Consider the following 16,676-nt stretch of genomic DNA (forward strand, 5'->3'; position numbering starts at 1 on the left):
CACTACGGCGCCGCACAACACGGTGTTCACGATCACAGCACGGTCCCGACGGTTTTCGGTCCCGGCTGCGAGAACACTTCCAGTCTTCTAACCAGCCAACACCCCGTCGAATCACGCCTGCCGAACACTGCCACTGGCCTGAACCAGTCGGTCGACAGGGCAGGTACCCGCGTACAGCGTCCGAAGGACCGGACCGGGACCGGGTTCAGCCCGGCACTGCGAGCTCGAACCAGACCGTCTTGCCCGCCTCGCCGGGCCGGGTGCCCCAGCGGCGCGAGGAGTGGGCGACCAGCTGCAGTCCGCGGCCGCTCTCGTCCTCGGGGCGGGCGATGCGCTCGCGCGGCGGGTCCGGGAGCGGGTCGGAGACCTCCACCAGCAGTACGCCCTCGAGGCCCGCGGGCCGCACGAGGCGTACGCCGATGGGTCCGGTGGCGTGCCGCAGGGAGTTGGTCACCAGCTCGCTGACCAGCAGGGCGGCGAGATCTCCGAGGGAGTCGAGTTCCCAGGTGCGCAGTTGGCCACGGACGGCGGCGCGGGCACTGCGGACGGCGTCCGGTTCCGCGGGAAAGCTCCACTCGGCGCAGTCGCCTTCGGTGTCGATCACGCCGATCACTTCCCAGGCCAGAAGCCCACCCATGTCCTATTTCGTGGGGTTAATGGGCACATACCCGATATCTCGCACGCAGTACCGTCCACGGCGGCAGCTTGCTCCGCTGGGGGAGGCTCCGCCGGTGGGGCCGGGCGCCTATGAGCTCGGGGGTGCGTGTTGTCTTGCGAGTGCGGGTGCGTTGTGGCTGGTCGCGCCGTTCCCCGCGCCCCTGGAGGGGTGGGGCTTCGCCCCTACCCCCAATGGGCGGCCAGTTCGCGGACTGCTGGGACGTCCTGGTCCAGCCAAGGTACGTCCCACAGTTCGTCCGGGGTGAGCCAGCGCAGGTCGTCGTGGTCCTGGAGGGGCTTGGGGTCGGCGGAGCCGGGGCGCAGTCGAGCCGTCCATACCTGGAGGACGTACGGCGGCTTCAGGGGCCACTCCCCTGGTACGCGCGCCACGGCCTCGGTGTCCACGCCGAGTTCCTCGCGCAGTTCGCGCACGAGGGCCGCGTCGGGGGGCTCGCCCTGTTCGACCTTGCCGCCGGGGAGTTCCCAGCGCCCGGCGAGCTCGGGAGGCGCGCTGCGGCGCGCGGCGAGCAGGCGGCCTCCGTCGAACAGGGCGGCACCCACCACCACGATCCGTTCCGTCATGCGCGGGAGCCTACGGGAGTCAGTTGGCCGAGGCCGTTCCGTTCTGCCCGTTCTGGCCTATGCGCTCGACCCAGTACAGCTGCTTGTGTCCGCGATCGTCGAGACTGTCCGCGATCTTCTGGGCCTCGGCCCGGGTCGCGTACCGGCCCACGCGGTAGCGATTGCCGTTGTCGTCCTGCCGAATGACGAGCCAGGGAAGCGTGATCGTGCCGTCGTTCATCGCGCCCCACCGCTCCTTCCCGCCCCGGCCCCACCGCTCCCCGCCCGCGGTTCGTGCCGTGCCCCACCCTCTAAGGAAACCGCAATCCGCATATGCCCGAGCCTACGCCTTACCTTTACGCAGCGAACACGGCTTTTCACAAAGAGGTACGCAACCGGCCAGAGCGAGGGGGGCGCGCGGGTTCGAATGCGCCGCGCGCAGGCGTCGACGCATCCGGTCAGCGGCATACCGGGCACGCGTGGGGCGACCTGCGAGAACGGCCAGATCCCACCGGCGGACGGGCAGGCTCCGGGGGCGCCCGGAGGGGGTGGCGGCGAGGCGGCGCCGGGGTCAACTGCCGTAAGGGTGTGCGCTACTTCACTGGGAGGTGGTACGCGACTCGGTAGCGATCGGCGGGGATGACGACGTCGGCCGTCTCCACGGGGCGGCCCGACGCGAAGAAGGTGCGCTGAATCACGAGGACCACATGACCGGGGACGCCGCCGAGGGAGACCAGTTCCTCGGCGAGGCCGGGGCGGGCGCCGACCTCCTCGGTGACGTTGTCCACGATCACGTCGATCGCCGCCATGCGCTCGACGACGCCCATGCCGCCGAGCGGGCCCTCCTCGGGGAGCATCACGGGGGTGCGGCCGGTGACCGCGAGGGGTTCCCAGGAGGTGGAGAGCATCATCACCTCGCCGGCCTCGCGGAAGACGTACCTCGTACACATCACGCGGTCGCCGGGCTTGATGGAGAGCCGCTCGGCGACGGAGCTGCTCGCCTCGGCCTGCGCGCTGCTGGACTCCCAGGTGCCGCGCCCCTCGCCGTCGGCCTGCTCCTGACGGAAGGGGGTGGCCCCGCCGGCCGGGCGGAACCCGGAGCGGGCGACGCTGCGGGGCACCGGGCGCTCGCGGACATACGTCCCCGATCCGGAGCGGCCCTCGACCAGGCCCTCCGCCATCAGCACCTTGCGCGCCTCCAGCGCGACGGTGTCCGAGACGCCGTACTCCTCGCGGATCCTGGCCTGGGACGGGAGGCGGGTGTGCGGCGGCAGCGAACCATTGACGATCTTCTTGCGGAGATCACCCGCGACGCGCAGGTACGCCGGCTGCTCACCGAAAGTCACTGGCCGCTCCCATCAGGTTGTACAGACAGCAACAGCCTGGCAACCGTGGGTTGTGCGGTGCAAGCAAAGGCCAGAGAATCACTCGATGTGATGACATGTGCCCACGGAGGGCTTTACGCAGGCACTTTCTCCCCGCTATAGCCGCGGTCACACCTCGAACTCGGAGCCGCCTGTACCGCCGTCTCCGCGGCTACTGCCGTTCTCGGACGAGGGCGGGGTCGTGGCCAGGCCCAGAGCCTTGCGGGCGGTGACAGCGCCCTTGGGAGCCGAGAGCGCCATGACGCGGTCGTAGTGCTCGTAGAAGGCGTCCGTGTCGCCGGCCTTCGCGGCGCGCGCCCACTCCTCCTGCCTCGCTCCGACCTCCTCGGCGACCTTAGCGATCGGCGTCTTCGCACCGGCCGGCCATGGGTGGTCGCGCAGCATCCGGGCCTCCTCGGTGAGCGCGGCCGACATCCGTGAGGCCCATCGGCGACTGGCCTGCAGATCGTCGTCGGGGCTGTCCAGCGGCTGCCGGTCCAGGGTGGCGTTCTCGGTGTTGACGGCCTTGAGGTAGGCAACCTGCTCGGCGTCCAGGGTCCGCGCGTCGTTGCGCAGTGAACCATTCAGGCCGGACTTCTCGTCGGTGTTGCCGAACAGGCAGGTGACCTCGCGGTCGCCCTGCTTCCAGCTCTGCGGGGTCGGCGTCAGGTAGTACACGTCGACGTCGTCGGGTACGGCCCAGGCGTCCATGGCGTAGTCGTAGCGCAGCGCGTAGCACCTGGCGTCGGCGAGGTCCGTGACCTTGTCGTCCCCGGGGTAGCCGGGACCGCCCGTCATCTTGAAGGCGGCGAAGACCTCGCCGTCGTGCCGGCCGGCGCAGGGCACCCTGTCGACGTCGTAGGCCACGCCCGCGAGGGATCCGCTCGGGGCGTCGAAGCACTCGCCCTTGGCGAGGGAGTAGGCGCTGCCGTTGTCACGCGCGGCACCCTTCAAGCCGCTCCAAGCGTCGAGCGCGGCGCCTCCGGCGAGCCCTGCCGCCCACAGCGCGAGCCCGAAGGAGGAGAGGACCACACCGGTGACGGCCATGCCCTTGCCCCGCTCACCCTTCCTCCTGATCTGACTCAGCGCGACCAGCCCCAGGACCAGCCCGACGGCCGGGACGAAGCAGAGGATGCCGAGGACCAGGGAGGCGATGGCGACCCCGTTGACCGGCGCGGGGCTGTTGTACGGGCGGTAGCCCTGCCCCCAGGGCTGGTACGGGTACGGGCCGGGAGCCGCGTAGGGCCCCTGCGGGTACGGGTACTGGCCCTGCGGGTACGACCCTTGGGGTTCCTGGGGCTGGTGGGGCCCAGGGGGCGGAGGTATGGACACGGATACCGCGCTCCTGGTTCAGGGGGCTGACGCACAGAACTGGCGTACGACTGGGCGCATGGTAAGCGTGAGGTGAGCGGATCCGGAATGGCCGGCTCCTAGGCTCGCCCGCGCTCCGCCTCCAGCAGTTCCACGCACCGCCCCAACAGCCCTACCAGCGCCTCGCGTTCCTCGTCCGTGAACTCGGCGGCCAGGGCCCGCTCGACGCGTACGGCGCGGGCGTCCGCGTCGGCCATGACCGTGCGGCCCTCGTCGGTGAGGCGGGTCTCGAGGACGTTCCTGTGCCACTCGTGAGGGGTGCGTGCGATGAGGGCGCGGTCCTGGAGGTTCTTCAGGATCGTGTTCATCGTCGGCGGCGTGACTCCGCACAGGCGGGCCAGGGCCGCGGCCGAGATGCCGGGGTTCTCGGAGAGGTGGAGCAGCGCGGAGTACTGCGCGACGGTCACGCCCGCCGGTTTCAGGACCGCGGCCTTGGTCGCCATTAGGGCCTGTTCGGCCAGCTTGAGGTGCGAGCCGAGGCGCTCGGAGGCGGGCATGGACGTCATCAGCGCATGCTATCGGGGCGATCGTCGATACGAACCCACACGACCATTAATGCATTGACGATGATTAGAGTCCTAATCTACATTCGCCTACGTCATGGAATGTGAAGCCGAATCGAGAGGCACCAGCGTGTCCCGTTCGATCCACCGCCGTACCTTCCTCACCAGCAGCGCCGGCCTGGCCCTCGCCGCGGCGCTTCCGGCGACCACCGCCCGGGCGGCCGCCGCGGTCCGCATCAGCACCGCCTTCACGCTCCCCGGCGGCCGCCCCTACCCCGAGGGCATCGCCCTCGACCCGTACACCGGCGACGCGTACGTCGGCTCGTACACGACCGGGGCGGTGTACCGGGCGGCGGCCGGCAGCCGGGCCGCCGAGGTCTTCCTGCCGGCCGGCACGGACGGCCGTAACACCGCCAACGGGCTGAAGGTCGACCGCTACCGCCGTCTGTGGGTCATCGACTCCACCGCCGGGGTGGACGTCTACGACCTGCGCACCCGCGCCCTGCTCGCCCGCCTCACCGTGCCCGGCAGCGCCCCGTTCTTCGTCAACGACCTGGCGATAGGGCCGGACGGCACGGCCTACCTCACCGACAGCACCCGCCCGGTGGTCTACCGCGTCACCTCGGCCGACCTGGACCGCGCCCGCGGCGGCAGCGCGACGCTCGACGCCGCCTACGACCTGAGCGCCGTGGCCGACCCCGACGGGCTCGTCCTCAACGGCATCGTCGTCGACCCCTGGGGGCGCTACCTGCTCGTCGTCGGCATGACCGGCGGCGGACTGTACCGGGTGGGCACGGTCACCGGATCCGTGAGCCGAGTCGCCCTGAACGGCGGCGACTTGAAGCACGGCGACGGCCTGGAGCTGGCGCACGGCACGCTGTGGGCCGCGCACAACGCCAGCAACACCCTCAGCCGCTGGCGGCTGTCCCCGGACGGCACCTCGGCCCGCCTGGAGCAGCAGTTCACCGACACCGCGCTGCAGATCCCGACCACCCTCGCCCGCACCCACGGCCGGCTGCTTGTCGTCCGCTCGCAGTTCGACAAGGGCGGACCGATGGGGCAGGGGGTGCCCGAGGAGCCGTTCACCGTGGCGTGGGTGGACGGAATCTGACGGTCGGTCGGCCAGCTGCGACCGGTCGACCGCTTGCGGTCAGTCGACCGGTTCGCCGACCGGTCTTCGCCGCTGCTCGGCCAGCCTCTGCTGCTCCTCCTCCACGATCCGGCGCGCAATCCCGGCGTCGGAGACATCGACCGCGTCCGGTGTGGCCTCGGCGGTGTCGCTGCGGCGGGCGTAGGCGTCGAAGAGGCGGTCCTTGTTCTTCAGGATGCGCAGCAGGCGCTCGTCGACGCTGTCCGTGGCGAGCAGGCGGTGCACCTGGACCGGGCGGATCTGGCCCATGCGGTGGGCGCGGGCCACGGCCTGGTGTTCCAGGGTGGGTTTGACCTGCGGTTCGCAGAGGATCACCACGGACGCGGCCTGGAGGTTGAGGCCGACGCCGCCTGCCTCGATCTGCGACAGCAGCACGGCGTGCCCGTCGGCGGCCGTGAAGTCGTCGACCAGCCGCTGGCGCCGGGCCGCGGGGACGGAGCCGGAGATCGGGCCCAAGGTTCCCTCGCCCAGGGCCTGTTGGACGGTGGCGAGGACATCTCGGAAGTACGAGAACACCACCACCTTCAGGCCGTTCTCCGCCGCCTCCGCGACCACTTCGCGCAGCCGCTGCAGCTTCGCGGACTTCTCCGGGTCGGCGTACGCGGCCCGGCGCATCGCCATGAAGTTCCCCTCGGCGACCGCCGTGCGGTACGCGTCCTGGTCCGCGGCGCTGAGTTCCTCCCACTCGTCGACCTGCAGCAGCGCGGGCAGTTCGGCGAGTACGTCCTGCTGGTTGCGGCGCAGGTAGGCGGGTGCGACCGATCTGCGGAAGACGTGCGGTCCGGCGACCGCGTGGCTGTCGCGTATCGCGGGAACCAGCTCCGGCCGGAGGTAACGGATCAGGGCGCGGAACTCCTCTACGCGGTTCTCCATCGGCGTGCCGGTGAGGAACAGGACGCGGTCGCACGTCCGCGTCCAGGCCGCAATGGACTTGGCGCGGCGGGTGTCGGGGTTCTTCACGTAGTGGGCCTCGTCGACGACGAGCATCCCGGGCGGCAAGCCGCCCGTGCCGTTCTTGCCCTCCCTGTCGTCCTTGCCGTCCTTGCCGTCCGGCGTGGGCAGCGTGTGCAGCAGGTCGAAGGTGGTGAGGGCGACGCCGCCGCGCTCGCGCCACTCGGCGTACGCGTCCTGCCGGTCCGGGCCGTGCACCGGGACCGCCCGCAGGGCGCTGCGGGAGCGGATCTCCCGGGTCCAGTTGATCAGCACGCTGGCCGGGCACACCACCAGGAAGTGGCTGTGTCCCTCGGCCGCGAGGTGGGCGAGCGCGGCGATGGCCTGCACGGTCTTGCCGAGTCCCATCTCGTCGCCGAGGACGACCCGGCGCTGGGCGAGGACGAAGCGGGCGCCGAAGGACTGGTAGCCGCGCAGCGAGACCCGCCGGTGGGTGTCGTCGAGCCGCTGGGCGTGCACCCGCTCCGCAACCTCCGAGGGCAGGAAGCCCTCCGCGGCCGCTTCGTCCGTACGGTGCTCGGAGACCTCGGCGAGCTGGCTGTAGTACTCGGCGGAGCGCAGCTCGAAGTCGACCCAGGCCTCGATGTCGGAGGCCGGTTCGCGCAGCAGGTCGGTGGCGGCCTGCGTCAGCTGGAGCCGGGTGTCCCGGGCCGCCGCCTCGGCGGTCAGCGCGCGCAGTTCCGCCGTCGCCGCGAGGGCGGCCTCCTTGCGGCGCCGCCCGGTGAGCGCGAGCCGCAGCCGGCCGGTCGCCGGCCTGGCGGCGGGCAGCAACTCGCCGAGCCGGCGGTCGAGTTGCCCGGCGGTGTCCACGGCCCGGCGCAGCTCGGGCCCGGCCTCGACCAGTCGGTGCAGCGCGACGACCAGCGCGGTGGTGCGGGGTTCGGGCCGGTCGACGTCGATCCGTACCGTGACCGTCTCCTCGACCGCCCGGGCGATCTGCCGGGCGGCCGCCAGGGCCTGGTCGGCGGTCTGGGCGCCGACGCCGGGGATCTGCCGCAGCTCGAACCGGCTCGCCTCGTGCACCGCCCGCACCGAGGCGAACCCGGCCGCTTCGACGGCCCCCAGCCGCAGCCGCCCCTCGGTGGCGTCCTTGAGCCGGGCGACCGGGATGGACTCCAGCTCCCTGGCGACGAGTTCGTCCCTGAGCGGGGCGAGCGCCGAGCGGACCGCGTCCAGCGCACGGGCGTGATCGGCGAGTACGGTGCGGGCGGCGTCGTAGAGCCGCGTGCTCTGTGTGCACAGCTCCCGGGCCCGCCGCCCCACGGGCGGCGCCTCGGGCACCTCCCCCACGTCCACCATGCCGCCCCTCACGTGCCGTCCACCCCTCTGCACTCACATCTTGGCACCAGGGTCTGACAACGCGGGTCGGCTCATGCTCATGGGCGGGGGCTCAGTCGCGGAAGCCCGTGCGGCGCGTGCGCTTCTCCCAGGCGAGGACGTCGTCGCGTACCTGGTCCAGGTGGTCGAGGACCGCACTCACGCCGTCGTCGCCGAGCGGCAGGCGCAGCGGGGTCTGTCCCGCCTCCAGCGCGGTCAGGATGAGCGCCGCGGCCTTGGCCGGGTCGCCGGCCCGGTCGTCGAACCCGGCGTCGACCATCGCGCGCGTACCGCCCACGGTGGCGTACGCCCCGCCGTCGGCGCTGGCCTGCGTCCCGTCGTACAGCGACGTACGGAAGGCGCCCGGCTCGACGACGAGGACCTTGATGCCGTACTCGGCGACCTCGCCCGCGAGCGCCTCGGACATGCCCTCCAGGGCGAACTTCGTTCCGCTGTACGCCGAGAAGCCGGGGTAGGACGTCTGCCCGCCCATGCTGCTCATCTGCACGATCGCGCCCGAGCGCCGGGAGCGCATGTACGGCAGTACGGCGCGCACGAGGGCGGCCGGACCGAAGACGTGCACGTCGAACAGGGCGCGCAGCTCGTCGTCGGTGGTCTCCTCGAAGGCGCCGACATGGCCGCGGCCGGCGTTGTTGACCAGGACGTCGATCCGTCCGTGCCGTGCCACCACGTCCCGTACCGCCGGTTCGGCGGCGGCCGTGTCGGCGACGTCCAGGCGCAGCGCCTCGACCTGGTCGGGGTGGGCGGCCACGAGGTCGTCCAGGCCCTCGGGCCGCCGCGCGGCGCCCACCACGACATCGCCGTCGGCGACGGCCGCCTCGGCGACGGCCCGCCCGAGTCCGCTGCTGGCGCCGGTGATCAGCCACACCTTGTTCACGAAAACTCACTCTCCCTGAGCAACGCTCCGAGTGACTCCCTGAGCAACTCGTGAACCAGGCTGCTCCTGTGGCCAGTTGCCCGTCCAAGACCTACGGTGATAACCGATGGCTATGACGGCGGACGTTCATGTGCGGGATCTGCGGTACTTCGTCACGGTCGCCGAGGAACTGCACTTCACGCGCGCGGCCGAGCGGCTGTACGTCTCGCAGCCCGCGCTGAGCAAGCAGATCCGGGCGCTGGAGCGGCAGTTGGGGGTGGAGCTGCTGCGGCGCGACCGGCACGGCGTGGCGCTCACCTCGGCGGGCGCTGCCCTGCTGCCGCACGCCCGGCGGGTGCTGGACGCGTGGGCGCAGGGCGCGGCCGTGGTGGCGGAGGCGCGGGCCGAGCAGCGCAGCACGCTGGTGGTGGGCATGAGCACCAGCCCGGGCCGCGGCGGTCTGCTGCCCGCGATCCGCTCCCGCTTCACCGCCTCCCACCCCGGGGCCGCGGTCCGGCTGCGCCAGGTGAGCTGGGACGACCCGACCGCGGGCCTGGCGGACGGCGAGACGGACGTGGCCTTCGTCTGGCTGCCCCTGCCCGGCCAGGACCGCTACGACTGGACGGTCGTTGCGGAGGAGCCCCGTCTGGTCGCCCTGCCCGACTCCCACCCCCTCGCGTCCCGCCCCGAGATCGACTTCACGGACCTGACCGAGGAGCCCTTCCTGGCCCTGCCGAGGAGCGCGGGGCCGCTGCGGGACTACTGGCTGGCGGTCGAGGAACGCGAAGGCCGGCTCCCCCGCATCGGCGCGGAGATCGCGAGCACGGAGGAGACCTACGAGGCCCTGGTCGCAGGCCTCGGCGTATGCCTGGTGGCGGTGGGCAACGTCCCGCTGATCACACTGGGCGGCGTGGTGACCCGACCGGTGCGCGGGCTCGCGCCCAGCCGGTATGTGCTGGCCTGGCGGAAGGGGGACCGCAGGCCGTTGGTGCGGGCGTACACGGAGGCTTGCCGGCGGGTGACCGAGCGGGGTGACGGGTGAACTGCACCAGCGCCGCCACGAAAACGGGCCGGGCCCCAATCGGCCCGACCCGTTTTCACCTGCACGTTCGCCAGATCAGTGATCGCGTGCTCAGTCACCCGCTACACATTGAAGCGGAACTCCACCACGTCCCCGTCCTGCATCACGTAGTCCTTCCCCTCCATCCGCGCCTTGCCCTTCGCACGGGCCTCGGCGACCGAGCCCGTCTCCACCAGGTCCGCGAAGGAGATGACCTCCGCCTTGATGAAGCCCTTCTGGAAGTCGGTGTGGATGACACCGGCGGCCTCGGGGGCGGTGGCGCCCTTCTTGATGGTCCAGGCGCGGGATTCCTTGGGGCCGGCCGTGAGGTAGGTCTGCAGGCCGAGGGTGTTGAAGCCCACGCGCGCGAGGGTGGTGAGGCCGGGCTCCTCGGCGCCGACGGACTCCAGGAGCTCCATGGCGTCCTCCTCGTCGAGCTCGGCGAGGTCCGCCTCGAGCTTGGCGTTGAGGAAGATCGCCTCGGCGGGGGCGACCAGGGCGCGCTGCTCGGCCTTGAAGTCCTCGTCGAGCAGTTCGTCCTCGTCGACGTTGAAGACGTAGAGGAAGGGCTTCGTGGTCAGGAGGTGCAGGTCGTGGAGGAGCTCCTCGTTGCCGGAGCCCTGGACGACGCCCGCGGAGAAGAGGGTGTCGCCCTTCTCCAGGATCTCCTTCGCCGCCTCGACCGCCGCCACCTTCGGCGCCACGTCCTTCTTGATCCGCGACTCCTTCTGGAGGCGCGGGAGGACCTTCTCGATGGTCTGGAGGTCGGCGAGGATCAGCTCGGTGTTGATCGTCTCGATGTCGTCCTTCGGCGAGACCTTGCCGTCCACGTGCACGACGTTCTCGTCCTTGAAGGCACGGATGACCTGGCAGATCGCGTCGGACTCACGGATGTTCGCGAGGAACTTGTTGCCCAGGCCCTCGCCCTCGGACGCGCCCTTCACGATGCCCGCGATGTCGACGAAGTCGACGGTGGCCGGGAGGATGCGCTGCGAGCCGAAGATTTCGGCCAGTTTCGTCAGCCGGGGGTCGGGGACGCCGACGACGCCCACGTTGGGCTCGATCGTGGCGAACGGGTAGTTGGCCGCGAGCACGTCGTTCTTGGTCAGGGCGTTGAACAGGGTCGACTTGCCGACATTCGGCAGACCGACGATTCCGATCGTGAGCGACACGTTGCGACTTCCCGTACGTGAGAGACATCAGGGGACTGGGGCTGGGGCCCGGTCCTTCTTCGGTGCACGGGCGGGCCGATCCACCAGTCTACGGCGTACCGGTCCACGCCCCGGCTCCCCGTCGAACGCTTGGCCAAGCTCCGCCCCTCGGCGTGTCTGAGGGGCGATTGCACACATAAACCGACCTAAGTTGGTCCGGTGGAGCAACACGGGACGGGACGCCCGCACAACGGAACGCGACGCGGCACGCCCCCGCTGCCCCCGCAGGCGAAGCGTGGCGGAAGCGGTGGGGGTGCCGGCGGGGGTGCGCGATCTGCGGGACAGCGTCGCCCGGCCGCCCGCCCTGCGATCCGTCCGGCAGCCGTACGGCAGCCCGGTCCGCCGCTGGTCGAGGCCGTACGACGGCTGCCCAACCCACGGCTGACCGGGCTGGGCAGCGGTCTGTTCTGCGGGGCGCTGATGTTCGCGCTCGGCTGTCTCGACCAGCTGCTGTTCGGAGCGTCGCTGACGCTGTACGGCGTGCTGTTCCTGCCGGTGTGCCTGCTCACCGCGGTCTGGGTGCGCAAGGGCGACCTGGCGACCGCCCTCGTCGTCGTACCGATCGCCTTCGCCCTGGGCCTGCTCCCCGTGGCCGACAGCAGCGGCGGTCTGCTCGGCCGGCTGATGGGACTGGTGACGGCGCTGGCCACCCAGGCCGGGTGGCTCTACGGCGGGACCCTCCTCGCGGGCCTGATCGTGACCGCACGGAAGGCCGCCCTGATGCGACACCACCGCACCGCCCGTCGGCGTCCGCCCACGCACTAGCCCTCGCCCGGGCTCCGGCCCGGGCCCTAACTCTCCGCGGCGTGCATCGCCGCCCCCACGATCCCCGCGTTGTTCTGCAGCTGCGCCGGGACGATCTCCGCCTTGATGCCCTCGATGAAGTGCAGGAACTTCTCGGACTTACGGCTGACGCCGCCGCCGATGATGAACAGGTCGGGCGAGAAGAGCATCTCGACATGGGCGAGGTACTTCGTGACGCGGCGGGCCCAGTGCTCCCACGTCAGCTCGCCGTCCTCCTTGGCCTTGCTGGAGGCGCGCTTCTCCGCGTCGTGGCCGTGCAGCTCCAGGTGGCCCAGCTCGGTGTTGGGCACCAGGGCGCCGTCGACGAACAGGGCGCTGCCGATGCCGGTGCCGAAGGTGAGCAGGATGACCGTGCCCCGGCGGTCGCGGCCCGCGCCGAAGTGCATCTCGGCGACGCCCGCCGCGTCCGCGTCGTTGACCACCGTCACCGGCAGGCCGCCCAGGCGGTCGCCGAACAACGCGCCCGCGTCCGTGTCGATCCAGCTCTTGTCGACGTTCGCCGCCGTACGGATGGTGGATCCGCCGGTGACCACACCGGGAAAGGTGAGGCCCACCGGGCCGGTCCAGCCGAAGTGGTCGACGACCTGCTTCACGCCGTCGGCCACGCCGTCGGGCGTCGCCGGCTGCGGAGTGAGCACTTTGCAGCGCTCCTCCGCCAGGTCGCCCTTGTCCAGGTCCACAGGGGCGCCCTTGATCCCGGATCCACCGATGTCCACACCGAAGATCTGCATGGCTCTACGTTACGACGGACGACTGACAGTCACTCCGGCGAGGTGCCGGTTCGCTCCGCGATCAGCGCCGCCGCCTCGTCGCGCAGGTCGCGGCGGAGCTCCTTGGGCAGCGAGAAGGTGATGGACTCCTCGGCCGCCTTGACGATCTCCACATCCTCGAAGCCGCGCTGCGAGAGCCACTCCAGGACCTGCTCGACCAGGACCTCGGGGACGGAGGCGCCGGACGTGACGCCGACCGTGGACACGCCCTCCAGCCAGGCCTCGTCGATCTCGTCGGCGAAGTCCACGAGGTACGCCTCGCGCGAACCCGCGAGCTTGGCGACCTCGACGAGCCGCTTGGAGTTGGAGGAGTTGCGCGAGCCGACGACGATCACCAGCTCGGCCTCGGCGCCCATCTGCTTCACCGCGAGCTGGCGGTTCTGCGTGGCGTAGCAGATGTCGTCGCTGGGCGGCGAGATCAGCTGCGGGAACTTCTCCTGCAGTGCGTCGACGGTCTCCATCGTCTCGTCGACGGAGAGGGTGGTCTGGGACAGCCAGACGACCTTGGACGGGTCACGGACCTCGACCTTGGCGACGTCTCCCGGCCCGTCGACGAGCTGGATGTGCTCGGGGGCCTCGCCGGAGGTGCCGATGACCTCCTCGTGGCCCTCGTGCCCGATCAGGAGGATGTCGTAGTCCTCCTTGGCGAAGCGGACGGCTTCCTTGTGGACCTTGGTGACGAGCGGGCAGGTGGCGTCGATGGTGGCGAGCTTGCCGCGCTCGGCCTCTTCGTGGACGACCGGGGCCACGCCGTGCGCGGAGAACATGACGATGTTCCCCTCGGGGACCTCCTCCGTCCGCTCCACGAAGACGGCACCCTTCTTCTCCAGGGTCTGCACGACGTACTTGTTGTGCACGATCTCGTGCCGGACATAGATCGGAGCCCCGTACTGCTCCAGGGCTTTCTCGACGGCGATCACGGCGCGGTCCACACCCGCGCAGTAGCCACGGGGGGCGGCGAGCAGGACACGGCGGCCAGGCGAAGCAGTCATGCGTCCCATCGTAAGGCCGCGTTCGGGAGGGCCAAGATCGCACCGCCCCCGCCGCCCCTACCCGTCCCTGGGGGCTGCGCCCCCAGACCCCCGTTGTCGGCCTGAACGGCCTCGTCCTCAAACGCCGGACGGGCCGAGAATGCCGGACGGGCCGGAGTGTCAGCGTCGGCCGTTACTCTCGCGGCATGGCTCTCAACACGTCCGCAGAAGCGCCCCTGCCCGTCGGTGAGGTCTCGCGGCTCATCGGGGGGTGGATCGACCGGCTGGGGGCCGTCTGGGTGGAGGGGCAGATCACTCAGCTCTCGCGGCGGCCCGGCGCCGGGGTCGTGTTTCTGACCCTGCGGGATCCGTCGCACGACATCTCGGTCGGCGTCACCTGCTACCGGCAGGTCTTCGACGCCGTCGCCGATGTGGTGAGCGAGGGTGCACGGGTCGTCGTGTACGCGAAGCCGGAGTGGTACGCGCCGCGGGGTCAGCTGTCCCTGCGGGCCGCCGAGATAAGGGCCGTGGGGGTCGGTGAACTCCTCGCGCGGCTGGAGCAGTTGAAGAAGTCCCTCGCCGCCGAGGGGCTGTTCGCGCCCGAGCGGAAGAAGGCCCTGCCTTTCCTGCCGCAGCTCATCGGGCTCGTCTGCGGCCGCGCCTCCGCCGCCGAGCGGGACGTCCTGGAGAACGCCCGGCACCGCTGGCCCGCCGTCCGCTTCGAGGTGCGCAACGTCGCCGTGCAGGGCGTACACGCCGTCCCACAGGTGGTGCAGGCCGTGAAGGAGCTCGACGAGGCCGGTGACGTGGACGTCATCATCGTCGCGCGCGGCGGCGGGAGCGTGGAGGATCTTCTTCCGTTCTCCGACGAGCAGCTCGTGCGCGCCGTCGCCTCCTGCCGTACGCCCGTCGTGTCCGCCATCGGGCACGAACCGGACAATCCGCTCCTCGATTACGTCGCCGACCTGCGGGCCTCCACCCCCACCGACGCCGCCAAGAAGGTCGTACCGGATGTCGGGGAGGAGTACGAGCGCGTGCAGCAGTTGCGGAATCGGGCGCGGCGGTGCGTCGAGGCGATCGTCGAGCGGGAGGAGCGCGGGCTCGCCCACGCGCTGGCCCGGCCCTCGATAGAGGATCCGCACCGGATGATCGACGAGCGGGCCGATCATGTCGCCTCGCTGGTCGACCGTTCGCGGCGCACGCTCGGGCATCTCCTCGACCGCGCCGCCTCCGAGCTGACGCACACGCACGCGCGCGTGGTGGCCCTCTCCCCCGCCGCCACCCTGAAGCGCGGTTACGCCGTGCTGCAGAGGGCCGACGGGCATGTCGTCCGCGCGCCGGACGAGGTGGCGGCGGACGAGACGCTGCGGGCGCGGGTGGCCGAGGGTGAGTTCACGGTGGTCCGGGCCGACTGAGAACACGGCACGGTTCGAGTCGATGCATAGGGTGGGCGGATGACCAGCAAGGTGGATGAGGCGCTCGGCTACGAGCAGGCACGGGACGAGCTGATCGAGGTCGTACGGCGGCTCGAGGCGGGCGGTACGACGCTGGAGGAGTCCCTGGCGCTCTGGGAGCGGGGCGAGGAGCTGGCCAAGGTGTGCCGGCGCTGGCTGGACGGGGCTCGGGCCCGGCTGGATGCGGCCCTCGCGGAGGAAGAGGCCGAGGAAGCCGAGGAAGAGGACAGCGGCGAGTAGGGCCCGACAGGGAGAGATGGCGGCGGTCTGCTGTGAAGCGGATCACCACACCCCGGTTATTGTTGAACTTTGAACCTTCCTTCGCGTACCGTCGGTCCCGTCAGCCGATCCGGACCACGGTCCGGTACGGATCCAGGCGCCATCCCGAGGAAGTTCACGCATGTCTCTCGTTCTTGACCCCGCCGCCCAGGACCTGCTCTTCCGTGAGGCCCGCACCGCGAACACCTTCACCGACGAGCCGGTGACCGACGAGCAGGTCCAGGCGATCTACGACCTGGTCAAGTACGGCCCGACCGCCTTCAACCAGTCGCCGCTGCGCATCACCCTGGTCCGCTCCGCCGAGGCCCGTGAGCGCCTGGTGAAGCACATGGCCGAGGGCAACCAGCCGAAGACGGCGACCGCCCCGCTGGTCGCGATCCTCTCCGCGGACAACGAGTTCCACGACGAGCTGCCGGCCCTCTTCCCGCACTTCCCGGCCGCCAAGGACGTCTTCTTCTCCGAGCGCCCGGCCCGTGAGGGCGCCGCCGCACTGAACGCCGCCCTGCAGGCCGCGTACTTCATCGTCGGCGTCCGCGCCGCCGGTCTCGCCGCCGGCCCGATGACCGGCGTCGACTTCGCGGGCCTCCAGAAGGAGTTCCTGGACGACGACCACACCCCGCTGATGGTCGTCAACATCGGCAAGCCGGGCGAGGACGCCTGGTTCCCGCGCTCCCCGCGCCTGGAGTACGAGCAGGTCGTCACGACGGTCTGAGCGACCCCGCACGACGAAGGCCCCCGGCGACGAAGCCGGGGGCCTTCCCCGTACGCATCTCTTATGCGTGTCGGGGGCGTCTCATGCGCGGACGTCTACGCCAGTTTCAGCGCCTGCGCCATCTCCGTCAGCTGCTGGAACGAGCCCGTGCCCGCGACCACGGTCGTCGAGCCCTTGCCCGGGAGCACGAGTGCGTCGTAGCGGCCGCCGGTGTAGCGGGTCCAGGTGCGGCCGTCGATCTCCTCGGTGGCCTTCGTCGCGTCCGACCCCTGGGTGGCCTCGTCGATGAACGTCGACGGCTTCTGAGTCGACTGTTCGATCTGCACGTACTGGTCGTCGGGGGTGTGGAAGCCCAGGTGCCAGGCGTCGAACTCGTCACCCCGGAAGCGGACCGAGGTCGCCTTCCAGTCCTTGGACAGGCCCTCGGGTGCGGCCACCGGGTAGGCCGCCGCGCGGCGGGCCGTGAGCAGTTCGACGCGGAAGTCGACCCTCGGGATGTCCGGAGGCGAGTCGTCGTGTGGGATGAACACGTAGATGAGTGCCGCCGCGATCCCGATGAGGCCCAGGGAGAGGATCATGTCCCGGACCGTCTTCTGCTTGCCGTTCGAACCTGCCACGCCCTCTATCGTCGCAGGTGCCCGGCTCGCTCATCCGTGGGGTCCCC

18 protein-coding genes are annotated in these 16,676 nt (G+C 71.0%); 6 read left to right on the forward strand and 12 right to left on the reverse strand.

Going from position 1 to position 16,676, the window contains the following annotated elements; translation table 11 throughout:
* Nucleotides 1-205: 205 nt before the first annotated feature.
* The 6 genes from ACFY10_RS16565 to ACFY10_RS16590 form a co-directional block, all read right to left on the reverse strand.
* Nucleotides 206-637: an ATP-binding protein gene (locus ACFY10_RS16565; RefSeq protein WP_390665823.1), complete on the reverse strand. Its 432-nt coding sequence runs from the start codon at nt 635-637 to the stop codon at nt 206-208.
* Nucleotides 638-840: 203 nt separating this feature from the next.
* Nucleotides 841-1,239, reverse strand: coding sequence for a (deoxy)nucleoside triphosphate pyrophosphohydrolase (locus ACFY10_RS16570; protein ID WP_390665824.1), 399 nt, complete (start codon nt 1,237-1,239; stop codon nt 841-843).
* Between the two features lie 19 nt (nt 1,240-1,258).
* The gene (locus tag ACFY10_RS16575; RefSeq protein ID WP_390665825.1) at nt 1,259-1,459 is read right to left on the reverse strand and encodes an SPOR domain-containing protein; all 201 of its coding nucleotides are present in this window, start codon (nt 1,457-1,459) and stop codon (nt 1,259-1,261) included.
* Nucleotides 1,460-1,811: 352 nt separating this feature from the next.
* Nucleotides 1,812-2,564, reverse strand: coding sequence for a GntR family transcriptional regulator (locus ACFY10_RS16580; protein ID WP_390665826.1), 753 nt, complete (start codon nt 2,562-2,564; stop codon nt 1,812-1,814).
* A 147-nt stretch (nt 2,565-2,711) separates the two neighbouring features.
* Nucleotides 2,712-3,914: a DUF4190 domain-containing protein gene (locus tag ACFY10_RS16585; protein WP_390665827.1), complete on the reverse strand. Its 1,203-nt coding sequence runs from the start codon at nt 3,912-3,914 to the stop codon at nt 2,712-2,714.
* Between the two features lie 98 nt (nt 3,915-4,012).
* Nucleotides 4,013-4,459 (reverse strand): MarR family winged helix-turn-helix transcriptional regulator, encoded by a 447-nt coding sequence (locus ACFY10_RS16590; protein WP_390665828.1) that lies wholly within the window; start codon nt 4,457-4,459, stop codon nt 4,013-4,015.
* Nucleotides 4,460-4,586: 127 nt separating this feature from the next.
* Here ACFY10_RS16590 and ACFY10_RS16595 point away from each other — a divergent pair, with 127 nt between their 5' ends.
* A complete protein-coding gene (locus ACFY10_RS16595) occupies nt 4,587-5,567 on the forward strand; it encodes an SMP-30/gluconolactonase/LRE family protein (protein WP_390665829.1) in 981 nt (326 codons plus the stop codon).
* Nucleotides 5,568-5,606: 39 nt separating this feature from the next.
* Here the strand turns inward: ACFY10_RS16595 and ACFY10_RS16600 are convergent, their stop codons facing one another.
* Together ACFY10_RS16600 and ACFY10_RS16605 are read right to left on the reverse strand one after the other, a co-directional pair.
* Nucleotides 5,607-7,856, reverse strand: a complete 2,250-nt coding sequence (locus ACFY10_RS16600) for a DEAD/DEAH box helicase (RefSeq protein WP_390665830.1) — start codon at nt 7,854-7,856, stop codon at nt 5,607-5,609.
* Between the two features lie 91 nt (nt 7,857-7,947).
* A complete protein-coding gene (locus ACFY10_RS16605) occupies nt 7,948-8,772 on the reverse strand; it encodes an SDR family NAD(P)-dependent oxidoreductase (protein ID WP_390665831.1) in 825 nt (274 codons plus the stop codon).
* A 106-nt stretch (nt 8,773-8,878) separates the two neighbouring features.
* Here ACFY10_RS16605 and ACFY10_RS16610 point away from each other — a divergent pair, with 106 nt between their 5' ends.
* Nucleotides 8,879-9,793 (forward strand): LysR family transcriptional regulator, encoded by a 915-nt coding sequence (locus ACFY10_RS16610; protein ID WP_390665832.1) that lies wholly within the window; start codon nt 8,879-8,881, stop codon nt 9,791-9,793.
* A gap of 101 nt (nt 9,794-9,894) precedes the next feature.
* Here the strand turns inward: ACFY10_RS16610 and ychF are convergent, their stop codons facing one another.
* Nucleotides 9,895-10,983: a redox-regulated ATPase YchF gene (ychF, locus tag ACFY10_RS16615; RefSeq protein WP_390665833.1), complete on the reverse strand. Its 1,089-nt coding sequence runs from the start codon at nt 10,981-10,983 to the stop codon at nt 9,895-9,897.
* Between the two features lie 198 nt (nt 10,984-11,181).
* Here ychF and ACFY10_RS16620 point away from each other — a divergent pair, with 198 nt between their 5' ends.
* Entirely contained in the window at nt 11,182-11,787 is a 606-nt protein-coding gene (locus tag ACFY10_RS16620) for a DUF6542 domain-containing protein (RefSeq protein WP_390665834.1), read from the forward strand.
* 26 nt (nt 11,788-11,813) lie between these two features.
* On the opposite strand, the gene ppgK is transcribed toward ACFY10_RS16620, so the two are convergent.
* Complete coding sequence (ppgK, locus tag ACFY10_RS16625) at nt 11,814-12,557, reverse strand: polyphosphate--glucose phosphotransferase (protein WP_390665835.1); 744 nt, start codon at nt 12,555-12,557, stop codon at nt 11,814-11,816.
* Nucleotides 12,558-12,586: 29 nt separating this feature from the next.
* Nucleotides 12,587-13,597 (reverse strand): 4-hydroxy-3-methylbut-2-enyl diphosphate reductase, encoded by a 1,011-nt coding sequence (locus ACFY10_RS16630; protein ID WP_390665836.1) that lies wholly within the window; start codon nt 13,595-13,597, stop codon nt 12,587-12,589.
* A 176-nt stretch (nt 13,598-13,773) separates the two neighbouring features.
* Between ACFY10_RS16630 and xseA the strand changes: the two genes are divergently transcribed.
* From xseA to ACFY10_RS16645, 3 genes are all read left to right on the forward strand, one after another.
* Nucleotides 13,774-14,982 (forward strand): exodeoxyribonuclease VII large subunit, encoded by a 1,209-nt coding sequence (gene xseA / locus ACFY10_RS16635; protein ID WP_390665837.1) that lies wholly within the window; start codon nt 13,774-13,776, stop codon nt 14,980-14,982.
* A gap of 39 nt (nt 14,983-15,021) precedes the next feature.
* Nucleotides 15,022-15,261 (forward strand): exodeoxyribonuclease VII small subunit, encoded by a 240-nt coding sequence (locus tag ACFY10_RS16640; RefSeq protein WP_390665838.1) that lies wholly within the window; start codon nt 15,022-15,024, stop codon nt 15,259-15,261.
* 160 nt (nt 15,262-15,421) lie between these two features.
* Nucleotides 15,422-16,012 carry a malonic semialdehyde reductase gene (locus ACFY10_RS16645; RefSeq protein ID WP_390665839.1) on the forward strand — a complete coding sequence of 197 codons (591 nt, stop codon included), beginning with the start codon at nt 15,422-15,424 and terminating at the stop codon, nt 16,010-16,012.
* A gap of 95 nt (nt 16,013-16,107) precedes the next feature.
* On the opposite strand, the gene ACFY10_RS16650 is transcribed toward ACFY10_RS16645, so the two are convergent.
* The gene (locus tag ACFY10_RS16650; RefSeq protein ID WP_390665840.1) at nt 16,108-16,629 is read right to left on the reverse strand and encodes a DUF4245 domain-containing protein; all 522 of its coding nucleotides are present in this window, start codon (nt 16,627-16,629) and stop codon (nt 16,108-16,110) included.
* Nucleotides 16,630-16,676: the final 47 nt, after the last annotated feature.

The organism is Streptomyces sp. NPDC001401 (assembly GCF_042895385.1).
Classification (GTDB): Bacteria; Actinomycetota; Actinomycetes; order Streptomycetales; family Streptomycetaceae; genus Streptomyces.

Coding starts and splice junctions, on each gene's coding strand:
- ACFY10_RS16630 (WP_390665836.1), bottom strand. CDS start 13,597: ATGGGACGCATGACTGCTTCGCCTGGCCGCCGTGTCCTGCTCGCCGCC.
- ppgK (WP_390665835.1), bottom strand. CDS start 12,557: ATGCAGATCTTCGGTGTGGACATCGGTGGATCCGGGATCAAGGGCGCC.
- ACFY10_RS16600 (WP_390665830.1), bottom strand. CDS start 7,856: ATGGTGGACGTGGGGGAGGTGCCCGAGGCGCCGCCCGTGGGGCGGCGG.
- xseA (WP_390665837.1), top strand. CDS start 13,774: ATGGCTCTCAACACGTCCGCAGAAGCGCCCCTGCCCGTCGGTGAGGTC.
- ACFY10_RS16565 (WP_390665823.1), bottom strand. CDS start 637: ATGGGTGGGCTTCTGGCCTGGGAAGTGATCGGCGTGATCGACACCGAA.
- ACFY10_RS16640 (WP_390665838.1), top strand. CDS start 15,022: ATGACCAGCAAGGTGGATGAGGCGCTCGGCTACGAGCAGGCACGGGAC.
- ACFY10_RS16610 (WP_390665832.1), top strand. CDS start 8,879: ATGGCTATGACGGCGGACGTTCATGTGCGGGATCTGCGGTACTTCGTC.
- ACFY10_RS16645 (WP_390665839.1), top strand. CDS start 15,422: ATGTCTCTCGTTCTTGACCCCGCCGCCCAGGACCTGCTCTTCCGTGAG.
- ACFY10_RS16590 (WP_390665828.1), bottom strand. CDS start 4,459: ATGACGTCCATGCCCGCCTCCGAGCGCCTCGGCTCGCACCTCAAGCTG.
- ACFY10_RS16575 (WP_390665825.1), bottom strand. CDS start 1,459: ATGAACGACGGCACGATCACGCTTCCCTGGCTCGTCATTCGGCAGGAC.
- ACFY10_RS16570 (WP_390665824.1), bottom strand. CDS start 1,239: ATGACGGAACGGATCGTGGTGGTGGGTGCCGCCCTGTTCGACGGAGGC.